The sequence below is a fragment of the Pantoea sp. SGAir0175 genome (genome assembly GCF_043547855.1).
In genome coordinates, this window is the sequence record NZ_CP028081.1 from 2,769,017 (window position 1) to 2,784,906 (window position 15,890).

Genomic DNA, 15,890 nt, shown 5'->3' on the forward strand with positions numbered 1-15,890 from the left:
CCTTTTTTATGCCTGTCATCCACACGGCTTTTTTGACGCCGTTAACAATTCCTTAATCCTTTCTTTCCCTTATTATCACTCTGATGCACACTGTGCCTGCACCACCACAGCACAATGCACCATTTTGGTGATTCATTCTGGTGCAAACTTTTCCCGGCGTGCAGAATCGTGTCAGCCTGCCCCGGCAATCTGTTGATTTCCGCGTTTGAGAAAAGTTGGCATAATTTTTTCATATGATGAGCCGTACATCAGGCCACCAGGCCTGACGGGTAATAAGGAAAAAAATGATGAAGTCGTTGATTAAAGTCTCCGTGGCCGCGCTGGCGCTGGCCTTCTCGCTTTCCTCCACTGCAGCAGACAAAAAACTGGTGGTCGCTACCGACACCGCCTTCGTTCCGTTTGAATTTAAACAGGGCGACAAATACGTCGGCTTTGATATCGACCTGTGGGACGCTATCGCTAAACAGCTGAAGCTGGATTACACCCTGAAGCCGATGGATTTCAGCGGCATCATTCCGGCGCTGCAAACCAAAAACGTTGACCTGGCGCTGGCCGGCATCACCATTACCGAAGAACGTAAAAAAGCCATCGAATTCTCTGACGGCTACTACAAAAGCGGCCTGCTGGTAATGGTGCGTAACAACGAAAATGACATCAAAGGCATCGACGATCTGAACGGTAAAGTGGTCGCAGTGAAAAGCGGCACCGGTTCGGTGGATTACGCCAAAGCGCATATCAAAACTAAAGACCTGCGCCAGTTCCCGAACATCGATAACGCGTACATGGAGTTAGGTACTAACCGTGCTGACGCCGTGCTGCACGACACGCCAAACATCCTGTACTTCATCCACACCGCTGGCAAAGGCCGTTTCAAAGCCGTCGGTGACTCCATCGAAGCGCAACAGTATGGCATCGCTTTCCCGAAAGGCAGCGACGACCTGCGTGAGAAAGTGAATGGCGCGCTGAAAACCCTGCACGACAACGGTACCTACAACACTATCTATAAAAAATGGTTCGGCAGCGAACCTAAATAATTCAGGCCTGACGCCTTTTTATCAGCAGGGAGCTTTGTTCTCCCTGCTTTTTACATTTCCACTGCAACAGATTCTGGAGTCACACCATGGAGTTTGACTGGAGCGTCATCTGGCCCGCCTTACCGATCCTGATCGAAGGCGCCAAAATGACCCTGCTTATCTCGATCCTCGGCCTGATTGGCGGCCTGGTTATCGGCCTCGTAGCCGGTTTCGCCCGCGCCTATGGCGGCTGGATCACCAACAACATCGCGTTAGTGTTCATTGAACTGATTCGCGGCACGCCGATCGTGGTGCAGGTGATGTTCATCTACTTCGCCCTGCCGATGGCCTTCCCGGACCTGCGCATCGACCCGTTCACCGCCGCCGTCGTGACCATCATGATCAACTCCGGTGCTTATATTGCGGAGATTACCCGCGGTGCGGTGCTGTCGATCAACAAAGGTTTCCGTGAAGCCGGCCTGGCGCTTGGCCTGTCGCGCCGCGAAACGCTGCGATACGTGATCATGCCGCTGGCGCTGCGCCGCATGCTGCCGCCGCTGGGTAACCAGTGGATCGTCAGCATCAAAGACACCTCGCTGTTCATCGTGATTGGCGTGGCGGAACTGACCCGTCAGGGCCAGGAGATCATCGCCGGTAACTTCCGCGCGCTGGAGATCTGGAGTGCCGTTGCCATCATTTACCTGGTTATTACGCTGGTGTTGAGCTTTGTGCTGCGCCGTATTGAGAAAAGGGTGAAAATCCTGTGATTGAATTTAAAAACGTCTCGAAAAACTTCGGCCAGACTCAGGTACTGCACGACATCAACCTGAAAATTAATCAGGGTGAAGTGGTGGTAATCATCGGGCCGTCCGGCTCCGGTAAATCGACCCTGCTGCGCTGCATCAACAAGCTGGAAGAGATCAGCAGCGGCGAACTGATTGTCGATGGCATGAAAGTTAACGATCCGAAAGTGGATGAACGCCTGATCCGTCAGGAAGCCGGTATGGTGTTCCAGCAGTTCCATCTGTTCCCGCAGATGAGCGCGCTGGACAACGTAGCCTTTGGACCGATCCGCGTGCGCGGGGCGAAGAAAGACGCCGCACACAAACTGGCGCGTGAGCTGCTGGGCAAGGTCGGCCTCGCCGAGCGCGCGCACCACTTCCCTTCTGAGCTGTCCGGCGGCCAGCAGCAGCGCGTGGCGATTGCCCGTGCGCTGGCGGTGAAGCCGAAGATGATGCTATTCGATGAGCCTACCTCGGCACTCGATCCCGAGCTGCGTCACGAAGTGCTGAAAGTGATGCAGGATCTGGCGGAAGAAGGCATGACCATGGTGATCGTGACCCATGAAGTGGGCTTCGCACAGAAAGTGGCGTCGCGCCTGATCTTTATCGACAAAGGTACCATCGCGGAAGATGGCAATCCGGACGATCTGATCACTAACCCGCCGAGCGACCGTCTGCGTGAGTTCCTGCAGCACGTTTCTTAATACGGCGTAAAAACAACAAAGCCGCTGCGGATCCCCGTAGCGGCTTTTTTTTTACCTGAGCAGCGCTTAGCGTGCCAGCCGCTGCGCGCGCGTGGCGGGCGGTAAAAATGTCCAGGCGATAAAGCGGCTCTGCTTCTGGCCCTGCGCCATGTCGACGATGCGTACCTGATAAGCGTCGTGCGCCTTCAGCCGATCGCGCAGCTCGGGCAGATGCTCTTTGCGCGACACCAGCGAGGTAAACCAGACGATGCGATCGCCTAACGCGACGCTTTCATCGATCATCCGGCCGATAAACGCGCGCTCACCGCCGTCGCACCACAGCTCGTTATGCTGACCGCCGAAATTAAGCGGCGCCTGCCTGCTCAGGCCGAGATTGCGCACTTTACGCTGGCTGCCGGCCGCCGCATCGGCCGCCGAGGCGTGGAACGGCGGATTACACAGTACCGCGTGATAGCGTTCGTTCTTGTGCACCACGCCAGCAAAAATCGCACTCTCCTGCTTCTGACGGCGCAGGCGAATGGCGCGCTGCAGGCCGGGATTGCTGGCCACAATCTGACTGGCGGCGTTAACGGCGTCCGCGCTGATGTCGGTGCCGGTAAAGCGCCAGCCATACTCCGCGTGACCGATCAGCGGATAGATGCAGTTGGCACCGCAGCCAATATCCATCACGTCGAGATCGCGCGGCAGCACGCCACCGTTATCGCTGGCCAGCAGATCCGCCAGCGCATGGATATAGTCAGCGCGGCCTGGTACCGGCGGCGTCAGATAGCCTTCCGGCAGCTGCCAGTTCAGGTTATAAAACAGTTTCAGCAGCGCCTGGTTCAGCAGCAGCACCGCGTGCGGATCGGCGAAATCAACCGACAGCTCACCGTAACCGTTGGGGCGCACTTTGTCCGCCAGCGGCGGATGCGCGGCAGTCAGGGCAGCAAAATCATAACGGCCCTGATGGCGGTTACGCGGATGAAAGAGCGCGGTAGCGGCAGGCTTGTTCATAGATTCTCCGGACATTAATGCGCGCGTAAGATACGCTGGATGACGGCAGCGCACAATCCGCCAGGAAAATTTAGTGCAACGAATTTAAATCTATTCTCCCTAAAACTGCATCCGCAATACTGCGTCCAGCCGCCAGCGCCGCCGGAACACGCAGTATCCAGGACGAATCAGGAGCGCAAATGCGTCAACGTTACACTTATCAGCCGCGCAGTGGACACGGTCTGCCTCACGATCCGCTCAACGCCATCGTCGGCCCGCGCCCGATTGGCTGGGTCAGCTCGCAAAGCGCCAGCGGCCAGCGCAATCTGGCGCCCTATAGTTTCTTTAACTGTTTTAACTACCATCCGCCAATCATTGGTTTTGCCAGCAGCGGCTGGAAAGACAGCGTGCAGAATATCAGTGAAACCGGCGAGTTCGTCTGGAACCTGGCGACGCGTCCGCTGGCAGAAGCCATGAATGAGAGCTCCGCCTCAGTACCGCCCGATCACGACGAGTTTGCCCTCGCCGGCCTGACGCCGCTGGCCGCTTCCCACGTTAACGTCAGCATGGTAGCGGAGAGCCCGGTCAACTTTGAGTGTCGCCTGACGCAGCTGATTCGCCTGCAGGATGCACAGGGAGGCGAGCTGGAGAGCTGGCTGGTACTGGGCGAAGCGGTGGCGATTCACATCGATGAAGCGCTGCTTGAGAACGGCATCTATCAGACCGCCAAAGCGCAGCCGATTCTGCGCGCTGGCGGACCTTCCGCCTATTACGCCATCAGCGAAGATCAGCGTTTTGATCTGGTGCGCCCGGACGCGCGCCGCGGTTAAATCAGGCCACTGGCGGCGCGCCCCCTCGCGCCGCTAGCAGGCCAGCGTCTGTAATACCTTCACCGTCCGGGCTATCTCCGGTGCCAGCCAGCGATCCTCCTGCCAGGTGGCAACCTCAGCACGCAGCGCGCGTAGCGCCCGGCCCGTGCCGCTGGCCAGCTGCGCCTCACCGTGAAAATCCAGCGCCTGCGCCGCCAGCAGGTACTCAATCGCCAGCACCTGCCAGAGGTTATTCAGCAGCCTGAGCAGCTTGAGCGCCGCGCCGGTACCGAGGCTGAGGTGATCCTCCTGCAGTCCCGAGGTGACGTAATTGTCCAGCACCGCCGGCTGCGCCAGCTGACGATTCTCCGCGCACAGGGAAGCCGCCACGTATTGCGCGATCATCATGCCGGAGTTGACGCCCGGCTGCGCCACCAGAAACGGCGGCAGCCCGCTGACCAGCGGATTGACCAGCCGATCCAGCCGGCGCTCGGCAATACTGCCGATCTCCGCCATGGCAATCGCCAGCAGATCGGCCGCCATGGCAACCGATTCGCCGTGCGGATTGGCCTGCGACACCACGCGCCAGTTATCCGGCGTGCCCAGTACCAGCGGATTATCGGTGCAGGCATTCAGTTCGATCTCAACCTGACGCGCTGCGTGGGCGAACTGGTCGCGGCTGGCGCCGTGCACCTGCGGCATCGAACGCAGGCTGAGCGCATCCTGGGTGCGTATGCCGCAGCTCGCCGCCAGCAGCGGGCTGTCGCTCAGCAGCGCACGCAGACGCTGGCCGCTGTGCTGCATGCCGGGGCTGGCTTTCAGCGCAATCACCTCGGCATCAAACGCCGCCAGCTGACCGCGCAGCGCTTCAAAGCTCATCGCGCCGGTGACATCCGCGCAATCCAGCAGCCGCGCCGCATCGTCCAGCGCCAGACAGCTCAGCCCGGTCATGCACGGCGTACCGTTGACCAGGCTCAGGCCCTCTTTGGCACCGGGACGATACGGCTGTAAACCGGCCAGCCGCAGCGCCTGCTCCGCCGGCATCACCTGTTGCTGGTACTCAACGTCGCCCACGCCAATCAGCGCCAGCCCGATATGCGCCATGTGGGTGAGATAACCGACTGAACCCTGCGACGGCACCTGCGGCGTGATCTGCTGATTGAGCAGCGCCAGCAGATGCTGCACCAGCGCCACCGAAACGCCGGATTTGCCGTGGCTGTAGTTGGCGATGGCCGCACACAGAATGGCGCGCGTCTGCTCGCGCGTCAGCAGCGGACCGACGCCGCAGGCGTGGCTCAGCAACGTATTGCGTGACAGCTGGCTGAGCTGGTCTTCCGGCAGCGTGATGTTACACAGCGCCCCCAGCCCGGTGTTGATGCCATAGGCAATCTGGCCGCTGGCAACGATCTGTTCGACGATCTCGCGACCGCGCGCAATGCGCTGCCAGGCAGCGGCGCTCAGCGTCAGTTCGGCGTTATGTCGCGCTACCTGTACCAGCGCCTGCCAGGTCAGCGGCGCATCGCCCCAGACGACGGTCATACTGGCTGCTCCGCGTGATGGCTCTGATGGCTGGAGATAAACTGCTTAAAGCGCGATGAACCGCTGGCGCCAAACATCGCTTCCGGCGTGCCCTCGCAATCGATGTTGCCCTGATGCATAAACACCACGCGATTAGAGACGTTGCGCGCAAAGCCCATCTCGTGCGTCACCACCAGCATGGTGCGCCCCTCTTCCGCCAGGCTACGCATCACCTTGAGCACCTCGCCGACCAGTTCCGGGTCGAGCGCCGAGGTTGGCTCATCAAACAGCATCACCTCCGGATCCATCGCCAGCGCACGGGCAATCGCCACGCGCTGCTGCTGGCCGCCGGAGAGCTGCGCCGGATAAAAATCCCTGCGGTTAAGCAGCCCGACGCGATCCAGCAACTGTTCTGCCTGGGCGATACAACTCTTTTTATCGCGCTTCAGCACATAGTGCGGACCTTCAATCACGTTCTGCAGCACCGTCATGTGCGACCACAGATTGAAGCTTTGAAACACCATGCCCAGCCGCGATCGCAGGCGTTCAATCTGCTTAGGATTCGCCGCCAGCTGATGGCCGCGCGCGTGGCGCTTCATTTCAATGGTTTCGCCGCCGACGCTCACCACGCCGGCATCCGGCGTTTCCAGCAGATTGATGCAGCGCAGCAAGGTACTTTTGCCCGAGCCGCTGGCACCAAGAATTGAAATAACATCGCCCTGATGCGCCTGCAGCGAGATGCCTTTGAGCACCTCCATAGCGCCAAAGGATTTATGGATATCAGTGGCGGACAAGGTGACTGGTGAAGTGGAATGCATATTAGTCTCCGGCAAGCGGTTTAACGGCAGGCAGCGGCTTTTTTTCAGCGCGGTGCACCGGGGTCAGACGGCGCTCTAACAGCGCGTACAGCTGGACGATAATAAAGTTAAGAATCAGGTAGATCGCCGCAGCGCAGACAAACACCTCCATGGTGCGATAGGTACGCTGGATGATCTGCTGCGCTACGCCAGTGACATCCCATACCGTGACCAGGCTGGCGAGCGCGGTGGATTTCACCAGCAGAATCGCCTCGGTGGAGTACGCCGGCAGCGCATAGCGCAGCATGATCGGCGCGATGATGCGGCGCAGCAGCAGCCAGCGTGACATGCCGCAGGCCAGACCGGCTTCGACCTGACCTGCCGGCACCGCCAGCAGCGCACCGCGCAGGATCTCAGCGGTGTAAGCGGCGGTACACAGCGACAGCGCCAGCACCGCGCAGATAAACGGCTCGCGCAGAAACGGCCAGACGAAGCTGTGGCGAATCACGCCAAACTGGCCGAGCCCGTAGTAGATGAGAAACAGCTGAATCAGCAGCGGCGAGCCGCGAAACACCAGAATATAGCCGCGCGCAAAACCGCTCAGCAGCCGCCAGTGGCTCATGCGCAGCGCCAGAATGCCCAGCGCCAGCAGCCCGCCGCAGACAAAGGCGCTGATAAACAGCCCGAGCGTCACCGGCAGCGCCGCGCTCAGCTTAAGAAAAGTGTCGGCAAGAAAAGCGAAGTCGATCATGCTGCTGCTCCTTAGTGCTGTGCCGCAGTGCGACTTTGCCATGCGCGGCCGAGGCGCGATTCCGCGCGGCGAAACGCATGGTTCGACAGCAGTGTCAGCAGCAGATAGCAGCCACCGCCAATCAGGTAAAAGGTGAAGTAATCGCGCGTTGACCCGGCCGCCACCTGGCTGGCGCGCATCAGCTCGACGATGCCGGTCACTGACACCAGCGCCGAATCTTTCAGACTCATCTGCCAGACGTTGGACATCCCCGGCAGCGCGTAGCGCACAATCTGCGGGACGAGGATGCGCTGGGCGATACGCCAGCGCGGCATCCCGATGGCTACCGCCGCTTCGACTTCGCCCTTCGCCAGCGCCAGGCGCGCAGCGCGATACACTTCACCCTGATAGGATCCGGAGATGAGCCCGATAGCCAGCGCGCCAATCAGGAACGGCGGTGCTTCAATAAAGCCGTCAGCACCAAACAGCTGGCCGACCAGCGTGATCAACCCCGATCCACCGAAGTAGAACAGGTAGATCACCAGCAGCTCCGGGATGCCGCGAAACACCACCGAATAGCTTTCACCCAGCCAGCGCAGCCAGCGCTGGTGCGAGAGTTTCGCCGCCGCCACGCCGGAACCGACCACGGCGCCAATCATCAGCGCCGCCAGCGACAGCAGCAGCGTGGTACCGGCGGCGCTCAGAATCAGGCGACCCCAGCCATCTGCACCAAAACTCAGCAGGCTCATCATCTTTCACCTCACTTACGGCGTTACGTCAGTTTTAAACCACTTCTCGCTCAGCTTTTTCACCGTGCCGTCCGCCAGCGCAGCGTGAATGGCGGCATCGAGTTTGGCCTTCAGGTCGTTATCAGCCATGCGCACGCCCATCGCTTCGCCTTCCCCCCAGATCGGACCGCCCAGCTGCGGGCCGCTGAACGTCAGGTTGCTGTTCTCTTTACGCGCCAGCATCGACTGCGCGAAGGTCACGTCATCAAACACCGCATCAATGCGGCCCGCCTGCAGATCGAGAATCGCATCCGCCGAAGCGGTGTATTCGCGCACGTCGGCCACGTCTTTGAAGTATTTATCGATAAACGGCGTATACACGGTGCCGGAGGCAATGCCGATGGTTTTGCCCTTGAGCGCCGCCTTCAGCGGGGCGATGGCCGCATTGATGGCCGCCTCGTCGTCGTGCAGTTTGATGATGTTCTTATCGGCCGGCAGCAGCGGGTTATCTTTGCTGGTGATGAAGGTCGCCGGCGTTGACGCGTACGGCGTGGTGAAGTTGACCACTTTTTTCCGGTCCGGCGTAATCACAATCGCATCCATGATGACGTCATATTTCCCGGCGTTCAGTCCGGCAATCATCCCGTCCCAGTTCTGCACCACCAGCTTGCACTGAATGCTCATGCGCTTGCACAGATCTTCCATCAGTTCAGGTTCGAAGCCGCCCAGCTTGCCGCCCGGCAGCGTCAGGTTCCACGGCTCATAGCTGCCTTCAGTGGCGATGGTGATGGATTTCCACTCTTTAGCCTCGGCAGCCACGCCGGCCAGCATCAGGCTGGCAAACAGCGTGGTAAGGCAAAAACGGCGAAACGGGGCACGGTGTGTCATACGTCTTCTCCTGGTGGTTAACAAATCTGGCTGTCTCTGTTGGCTGATACAGCGCAAATGACATTTCATGTATATACAAGTTAGCTTGCGGCAGATCATTGTCGGCATAAGCTTTTTGTGAGCCAGCCAGAATAAATAGTCATCATTGCCGCGCGGTCTTTACTTGTACATACAAGCTAGCAAGGGCTGTGCCAGATCGGCAAAGACGGTAAACGGAGGGGATCGGCGTCAGGCGGAACGCGTCGCGCACCCTTTCAGGGCAGGGGTTGCACAGCATTGGGGAGTGAGGCAGCGGATGTACATCCGCCAAATGAGAAACGGGGTCACCGTGATGGCGACCCGCATCAATTAAACGGCTTTCCCCGCCTGCAGAAACGCCTGCAGCAGCGGCTTCAGCACGTGCTGCAACCGCGTGGCGCGATTCTGCTGCCAGGCAAACGGCGGCGCCTCATCCATGTAATTCAGCTGCGCCAGCTCCAGCTGCACCGCCTGCACGCCCTGCGCTGGCTGGCCGTAAGCGCGCGTGATGTAGCCGCCTTTAAAGCGTCCGTTCACCACCCAGCTGTAGTCGCTTTGCGCGGCGCACACCTGCTCAATCGCCGCGATGCTGGCCGCCGAACAGCTGGCGCCATCGTTGGTGCCGATGTTCAGGTCCGGCAGCTGGCCGTCGAACAGGCGCGGAATCACCGAAGCGATGGAGTGCGCATCAAACAGCAGCGCATAGCCATGTTCGGCTTTCAGCCGCGCCAGCTCCTGCTGAATCTGCTGATGATAGGGCTGCCAGATAGTCTCCAGATAGCGCTGACGCGCCGCGCTGTCCGGCGTCATGCCGGGTTTGAAGGTCGGCGTGCCATCAAACAGCGTTTCAGGATAGAGCCCGGTGGTGGCCGTGCTGTACAGCGGCTGGTTGTCCGGCGGACGGTTGAGATCGATCACGAAGCGCGAGTAGTGCCCGATCAGTACGCTGGCACCGAGGTCGCGCACAAAGTCGTACAGCAGCGGAATATGCCAGTCGGTATCCGGCAGGCCGCGCGCGGCCTCGCTCAGCCCGGCGTCAACCTCCGGCGTCAGTTGGGTACCGGCATGCGGAATACTGACCAGCAGCGGCAGCTTACCGGCGGTGAAATGAAAAGGGGTCATTGCGCTTCTCCACGATAGATAACCTGGCACGGCAGTTCGCCGCCCAGCCAGTAAACCAGCTCAGCCGGCCGAGCCAGCGGCCAGTGGACAAAATTGGCTACTTTGCCTGGCTCCAGCGAGCCGTGCGTGGCCTGCAGGCCAAGCGCCTTCGCGCCCCACAGCGTGACGCCGGCCAGCGCTTCTTCCGGCGTCAGGCCAAACAGCGTACAGCCCATGTTCAGCATCAGCCGCAGCGACAGCGCCGGTGACGTGCCCGGATTGGCATCGCTGGCCAGCGCCATTGGCACGCCGTGCTGGCGGAACAGTTCGACCGGCGGACGCTGCGTCTCGCGCAGCAGATAGAACGCTCCGGGCAGCAGTACCGCCACCGTGCCATGCTCCGCCATCGCGCGGGCATCGTCCTCCGTGGCGTATTCGAGGTGATCGGCTGAGAGCGCACCATAGCGCGCCGCCAGTGCGGCACCGCCGAGTGCCGACAGCTGTTCAGCGTGCAGCTTCACCGGCAGGCCGAGCGCTTTGGCGGCATCAAATACCGCGCTCACCTGCTGCGGTGACAGCGCCAGGTGTTCGCAAAACGCGTCGACCGCATCCGCCAGCCCTTCCGCTTTCACCCGCGGCAGCAGGCGCTGGCAGATGATATCAATCCAGCCCTGCGGGTTATCCCTGAACTCTGGCGGGAAGCCGTGCGCCGCCAGGCAGGTGGCCTGCACATCGGCAGGCACCGACTGCGCCAGCTCGCGGATAGCGCGCAGCAGAGTGAGCTCGCTCTCCTCGTCCAGCCCGTAGCCGGATTTGATCTCCACCGTGGTAACGCCTTCGGCCAGCAGGCGATCGAGCCGCCAGCGCGCCGAATCCACCAGCTGCTGCTGGCTGGCCGCGCGCGTGGCGCGCACCGTCGACAGGATGCCGCCGCCCTGCGCGGCGATCTCCGCGTAGCTCACGCCGTTGAGCCGCTGTTCGAACTCCTGGCTGCGATCGCCGCCAAACACCAGATGCGTGTGGCAATCCACCAGACCGGGCGTAATGATGCCGCCGTCAAACTGCTGCTGCCGGCGCGGGGCAAAGTCCGGTAACGCGCTGCGCGGGCCGACCCACACCAGCTCGCCGTTATCCACCGCCACGGCGCCATCCTCAATCAGGTTATAGCGACCGTCACGCATGGTGACCACATCGGCCCCCAGCCACAGGCTGTCGATCTGTTTACTTGCCATCCCACTCCCCTTTTGTCTGGCGATTTACACTGCGCCTCAAAGTATGTATATGTATATACAACTTTCCGCCATTGAGGATCAACCATGGCAGTTTATTTTGCCCCACGCGCACGGCTGGCCGACGGCTGGCAGGAAAACGTGCTGATCGCAACCGACGATCAGGGATTTATTCGCGCCCTTACCGCCGACAGTTCGCCCGGTGACGCCGTGCGCCTGGCCGGACCGGTGATTCCGGCGATGGCCAACCTGCATTCCCATGCCTTCCAGCGCGCCATGGCCGGGCTGGCGGAAGTGGCAGGCGATCCGCAGGACAGCTTCTGGACGTGGCGCGATCTGATGTACCGCATGGTGCAGCGCCTGTCGCCTGAGCAGGTCGGTGCCATCGCCACCCATCTCTACATTGATATGCTCAAGGGCGGCTACAGCCAGGTGGCGGAATTTCACTATCTGCATCACGATCCGCACGGCCAGCCCTATGCCGACGATGCGATGCTGCACCAGCTGATGCAGGCGGCACGCACTGCCGGTATCGGCCAGACGCTGCTGCCGGTGCTGTACAGCTACAGCGGCTTCGGTGCGCAGCCGGCCAGCGACGGTCAGCGACGCTTCATTCAGCACACCGATGCCTATCTGCAACAGCAGCAGCGCGTCGCGCAGTGGAGCGCGCAGCAGCCGCTGATCAACCACGGCCTGTGTTTCCACTCGCTGCGGGCGGTAAGCGAAGCCCAGATGCATGAGGTGCTGGCCGCCAGCGCTACGCATCTGCCGGTGCACATTCACGTTGCCGAGCAGGAAAAAGAGGTTAATGACAGTCTGGCATGGAGCGGCGAACGGCCGGTGGCGTGGCTGTATAACCGCTTTGCCGTTGATGCGCGCTGGTGCCTGATTCACGCCACCCATCTCGATCAGCAGGAGATGGCGCGCATGGCAGACAGCGGCGCGATTGCCGGGCTGTGTCCCACCACCGAAGCCAATCTCGGCGATGGCATCTTCCCGGCGGTAGAGTACATCGGGCGCGGCGGGCGCTGGGGCATTGGCTCTGACAGCCACGTTTCGCTCAGTGCGCTGGAGGAGCTGCGCTGGCTGGAGTATGGCCAGCGGCTGCGCGATCGTCGCCGCAACCGCATCACGCTAACCGATCAACCCTCGGTCGGCGATCTGCTGTGGCAGCAGGCGGCGCAGGGCGGCGCGCAGGCCTGTGGCATTGCCAGCGGTGAGCTGGCGGTGGGCAAACGCGCCGACTGGCTGGTGCTGGAGGAGGATGCGCTGCTGGCCAGCGTCAGCTCCGCCGCGCTGATCAATCGCTGGCTGTTTGCCGGCAGCAGCCAGCAAATTCGAGACGTGTTTGTTGCCGGACAGCCGGTGATTCAGCAAGGCCACCACGCGGCGGAAGAAGCGGCCGCCGCTGGCTTCGCCCGGGCAATGCGGGCACTGCAATGATCGCGCGCTTTGACTACGCGCAGCTGCCGGTCAGCCGCTGGCGCAACGGCGGTGGGGAAACGCGCGAAATTATCAGCTATCCGCCGGGCGCAGCAGAGTTCCAGTGGCGCGCCAGCATCGCCACCATCGACGCCGACGGGCCGTTCTCGCCCTTCCCCGGCGTCGATCGGGTAATTACCCTGCTTCAGGGTGATAGCGTGCTGCTGCGCTGTGAACAGGCCGAACAGCCGTTGCTGCCCCATCAGCCGTGGGCCTTTCCCGGCGAATGGGCGATAGAGGCGCAGGTTAGCGGCAGCTGTCAGGACTTCAATATCATGACGCGGCGCGACAGCTGGCGCGCGGCGGTAAGCGTGGAGCAGCAGACGGTCAGCAGCCTGCATGGCGTGGCGTATGTGCTGGCCGGTACATGGCGCAGCAGTGCGGGCGAGACGCTGCAGGCGCAGCAGGGAATGTGGTGGCTGCAGGAGCAGCAGCAGCTGGTGCCGCAAACGACAGAGGCCAGCCTGCTGTTTATCGCGCTTAGCCGTGTCCCCTGAAGCGGCCCAGCAATTTGTAGCGTGAGCCTGGATAGAGCAGGCGCGCATAGGTGACAATTTTGTTGTCGCTCCACGTCTGGCGGCGGATAAGCAGGCACGGCTCGTGCTCGTCCAGCGCCAGATGCTTACGCTGGCGCAAATCCGGCAGTACCGCTTCAACGATATGCTCACCGGCGGTCAGCGGGGCGACGCGCATCAGATAGGTGTACGGCGTCAGGCTGTGGTAATCCTGGCTGAGGTAGTCAGGCGCGACCAGCGGATTGACCAGACGATCTTCCAGCTGCACCGGCAGCTCATTTTCGTAATGCACGATCAGCGAATGATATAGCGTCTGGCCGGTGGAGAGTCCCAGCACCGCCGCCTGTTCCGGATCGGCCTTCATCTGACCTATCGAGAGAATTTTGCAGCTGTGCGTATGGCCGCGCTGGGCAATTTCATCGGCGATGTTATGCACTTCCAGCATTGCGGTGTAGCCCTTCATCTCCGCGACAAAGGTCCCGACGCCCTGCATGCGCACCAGAAATCCTTCACTGGTGAGTTCGCGCAGCGCGCGGTTGATAGTCATGCGGCTGACGCCCAGTTCATTGACCAGCTCGCTCTCCGACGGCACCCGCTGATTGGCTTTCCAGTGACCTTCGCGGATCTGGCTGACGATTGCCTGCTTAACGCGCTGGTAAATGGGCGCGGGTTCATCCCCCATCGCTGCCGCCAGCTGTGCGATTGCCGTTTGCTCCGCCATTTCCTGTTCCTTTTCCAAATGATATGTGAAGTTTACTGTCTCGCCGCCTAAATGTATATACATCCAATAGTGCAAAGCCTGCCCGCGTGGTGCAGCTGCCGCCCGCTTTTGGTGCAGCGTAGCAGGCTGGAGGTTGCCGCGCCCGCATTGCGGCACGTTTCACAGAATACGATTAATCTGGCACAGCGCTTGCTACTTGTATAGACAAGATTAGACACTTATGCTTCACTCACAACACTTATAGCGCCTCTGGCGGATGCCATCGCAACTTGCGCTCCGCCACAACGTGGCAGATCACTTGTATAGACAGGAGTAGACTATGTCAGGTTCGGTTCAGGCAATTCGCCTCGTTCCCGGTGAAGTGGACCTCGCCACCTTACGCCGCATTTATCAGGATAAGGTGACCCTGCAGCTGGCAGAGGAAGCGCGGGCGGATATTGACCGCGCACGTGAAACCGTCGAGGCCATTGTCGCCTCGGGCAAGGTGGTGTACGGCATCAACACCGGCTTCGGCAAGCTGGCGCAAACGCAGATCCCCGCCGAACGCCTGGCGGAACTGCAGCGTAATCTGGTGCTGTCACACAGCGTCGGCCTCGGCGATCTGCTGCCGGACAACGTCACCCGCCTGGTAGTCGCCAGCAAAATCATCAGCCTGGCACGCGGCCACTCGGGCATCCGCATGGAACTGATTGACGCGCTGCTGGCGCTGTTCAACGCTGGCGTGATGCCGTGCATCCCGGCGAAGGGATCGGTTGGCGCGTCCGGCGATCTGGCGCCGCTGGCGCATCTCTCCCTGATGCTGCTCGGTGAAGGCCAGGTACGCATTGACGGCCAGCTGGTGCCCGCCAGCGAAGGCCTGGCCCGCGTCGGCCTGCAGCCGATTGTGCTGGGGCCAAAAGAGGGTCTGGCGTTACTCAACGGCACCCAGGTCTCTACCGCGCTGGCGCTGCGTGGGCTGTTTGAAGCCGAAAATCTGTTTGCCGCCGGGCTGATGGCTGGCGCGCTGTCGCTGGAAGCAATTAAAGGCTCGGTTAAACCGTTTGATGCACGCATCCATCAGGCGCGCGGCCAGCACGGGCAGATTGCCGTCGCCGCTGCAGTGGCGACGCTGCTCGAAGGCAGCGAAATTCTCAGTTCGCACAGCAACTGCGGACGCGTGCAGGATCCCTACTCGATCCGCTGCGTACCGCAGGTGATGGGCGCCTGTCTCGATAACCTCAGCCACGCCGCGCGCGTGCTGCAGATTGAAGCCAACGCCGCTTCTGACAACCCGCTGGTCTTCAGCGACAGCGGCGACGTGATCTCCGGCGGTAACTTCCACGCCGAGCCGGTGGCCTTTGCCGCCGACATCATCGCGCTGGCGATTGCTGAAGTCGGTGCTATCTCCGAACGCCGCCTGGCGCTGCTGCTCGACACCGGTCTCTCCGGCCTGCCGCCCTTCCTGGTGCGCGACGGCGGTGTGAACTCGGGCTTCATGATTGCGCAGGTTACCGCTGCCGCGCTGGCCTCGGAGAACAAGTCGCTGGCGCACCCGGGCAGCATCGACAGCCTGCCGACCTCAGCCAATCAGGAAGATCACGTATCGATGGCCACCTACGCGGCACGCCGCCTGGGCGAGATGTGCTTCAACACTGCTGCCGTGGTCGGCATTGAAGCGATGGCAGCGGCGCAGGGCATCGACTTCCACCGCCCGCTGCAAAGCTCTGCCGCGATCGAACAGGAGATGAGCCGCATTCGTGCGCAGGTCGCCTTCCTCGATCAGGACCGTTTACTGGCGCCGGACATTGATGCCATGCGCCTGTGGGCCAGCAGTTATGTCTGGCCTGAAACCCTTACTGCGCTGCTGCCAAGCCAGCGTTCTACTGCTAATTAAGGAACCGATG

General features: G+C 61.2%; 16 protein-coding genes. 7 read left to right on the forward strand and 9 right to left on the reverse strand.

Annotated elements, in window-relative coordinates; translation table 11 throughout:
* The first annotated feature begins 287 nt into the window (after positions 1–287).
* The 3 genes from glnH (at position 288) to glnQ (ending at position 2,499) form a co-directional block, all read left to right on the forward strand.
* Entirely contained in the window at positions 288–1,034 is a 747-nt protein-coding gene (gene glnH, locus C1N56_RS12930) for a glutamine ABC transporter substrate-binding protein GlnH (protein ID WP_021508422.1), read from the forward strand.
* 86 nt (positions 1,035–1,120) lie between these two features.
* Complete coding sequence (glnP, locus tag C1N56_RS12935) at positions 1,121–1,780, forward strand: glutamine ABC transporter permease GlnP (protein WP_021508423.1); 660 nt, start codon at positions 1,121–1,123, stop codon at positions 1,778–1,780.
* Entirely contained in the window at positions 1,777–2,499 is a 723-nt protein-coding gene (gene glnQ / locus C1N56_RS12940) for a glutamine ABC transporter ATP-binding protein GlnQ (RefSeq protein WP_021508424.1), read from the forward strand. The genes glnP and glnQ overlap by 4 nt, the downstream gene beginning before the upstream one ends.
* Positions 2,500–2,565: 66 nt before the next feature.
* Here glnQ and rlmF read toward each other — a convergent pair whose 3' ends face one another.
* Positions 2,566–3,492: a 23S rRNA (adenine(1618)-N(6))-methyltransferase RlmF gene (gene rlmF, locus C1N56_RS12945; RefSeq protein ID WP_127833848.1), complete on the reverse strand. Its 927-nt coding sequence runs from the start codon at positions 3,490–3,492 to the stop codon at positions 2,566–2,568.
* Between the two features lie 179 nt (positions 3,493–3,671).
* On the opposite strand from rlmF, the gene C1N56_RS12950 reads away from it, so the two are divergent.
* Entirely contained in the window at positions 3,672–4,301 is a 630-nt protein-coding gene (locus tag C1N56_RS12950; RefSeq protein WP_021508426.1) for a flavin reductase family protein, read from the forward strand.
* A 33-nt stretch (positions 4,302–4,334) separates the two neighbouring features.
* Here C1N56_RS12950 and hutH (C1N56_RS12955) read toward each other — a convergent pair whose 3' ends face one another.
* The 7 genes from hutH (C1N56_RS12955) to hutI all read right to left on the reverse strand — a co-directional run bounded on the left by hutH (C1N56_RS12955) (position 4,335) and on the right by hutI (position 11,292).
* A complete protein-coding gene (gene hutH, locus C1N56_RS12955; protein ID WP_159378332.1) occupies positions 4,335–5,819 on the reverse strand; it encodes an HAL/PAL/TAL family ammonia-lyase in 1,485 nt (494 codons plus the stop codon).
* A complete protein-coding gene (locus tag C1N56_RS12960; protein ID WP_127833847.1) occupies positions 5,816–6,616 on the reverse strand; it encodes an ABC transporter ATP-binding protein in 801 nt (266 codons plus the stop codon). The genes hutH (C1N56_RS12955) and C1N56_RS12960 overlap by 4 nt, the downstream gene beginning before the upstream one ends.
* Position 6,617: 1 nt before the next feature.
* Entirely contained in the window at positions 6,618–7,346 is a 729-nt protein-coding gene (locus C1N56_RS12965; RefSeq protein WP_058780838.1) for an ABC transporter permease, read from the reverse strand.
* A gap of 11 nt (positions 7,347–7,357) precedes the next feature.
* Positions 7,358–8,077, reverse strand: a complete 720-nt coding sequence (locus tag C1N56_RS12970) for an ABC transporter permease (protein ID WP_031279871.1) — start codon at positions 8,075–8,077, stop codon at positions 7,358–7,360.
* Positions 8,078–8,089: 12 nt separating this feature from the next.
* Complete coding sequence (locus tag C1N56_RS12975) at positions 8,090–8,941, reverse strand: transporter substrate-binding domain-containing protein (protein WP_058769505.1); 852 nt, start codon at positions 8,939–8,941, stop codon at positions 8,090–8,092.
* Between the two features lie 348 nt (positions 8,942–9,289).
* Positions 9,290–10,081 carry an N-formylglutamate deformylase gene (hutG, locus tag C1N56_RS12980; protein WP_059009038.1) on the reverse strand — a complete coding sequence of 264 codons (792 nt, stop codon included), beginning with the start codon at positions 10,079–10,081 and terminating at the stop codon, positions 9,290–9,292.
* Complete coding sequence (gene hutI, locus C1N56_RS12985) at positions 10,078–11,292, reverse strand: imidazolonepropionase (protein ID WP_058769503.1); 1,215 nt, start codon at positions 11,290–11,292, stop codon at positions 10,078–10,080. The genes hutG and hutI overlap by 4 nt, the downstream gene beginning before the upstream one ends.
* A gap of 84 nt (positions 11,293–11,376) precedes the next feature.
* On the opposite strand from hutI, the gene C1N56_RS12990 reads away from it, so the two are divergent.
* A complete protein-coding gene (locus C1N56_RS12990; protein WP_394516736.1) occupies positions 11,377–12,732 on the forward strand; it encodes a formimidoylglutamate deiminase in 1,356 nt (451 codons plus the stop codon).
* Positions 12,729–13,268 carry a HutD/Ves family protein gene (locus C1N56_RS12995; protein WP_394516737.1) on the forward strand — a complete coding sequence of 180 codons (540 nt, stop codon included), beginning with the start codon at positions 12,729–12,731 and terminating at the stop codon, positions 13,266–13,268. The genes C1N56_RS12990 and C1N56_RS12995 overlap by 4 nt, the downstream gene beginning before the upstream one ends.
* Here C1N56_RS12995 and hutC read toward each other — a convergent pair.
* On the reverse strand, positions 13,252–14,007 hold the full coding sequence (gene hutC / locus C1N56_RS13000; RefSeq protein WP_021508436.1) for a histidine utilization repressor: 756 nt from the start codon (positions 14,005–14,007) through the stop codon (positions 13,252–13,254). The two genes, C1N56_RS12995 and hutC, sit on opposite strands and share 17 nt — an antisense overlap.
* Positions 14,008–14,326: 319 nt before the next feature.
* Here hutC and hutH (C1N56_RS13005) point away from each other — a divergent pair, with 319 nt between their 5' ends.
* On the forward strand, positions 14,327–15,880 hold the full coding sequence (gene hutH, locus C1N56_RS13005; RefSeq protein ID WP_394516738.1) for a histidine ammonia-lyase: 1,554 nt from the start codon (positions 14,327–14,329) through the stop codon (positions 15,878–15,880).
* Positions 15,881–15,890: the final 10 nt, after the last annotated feature.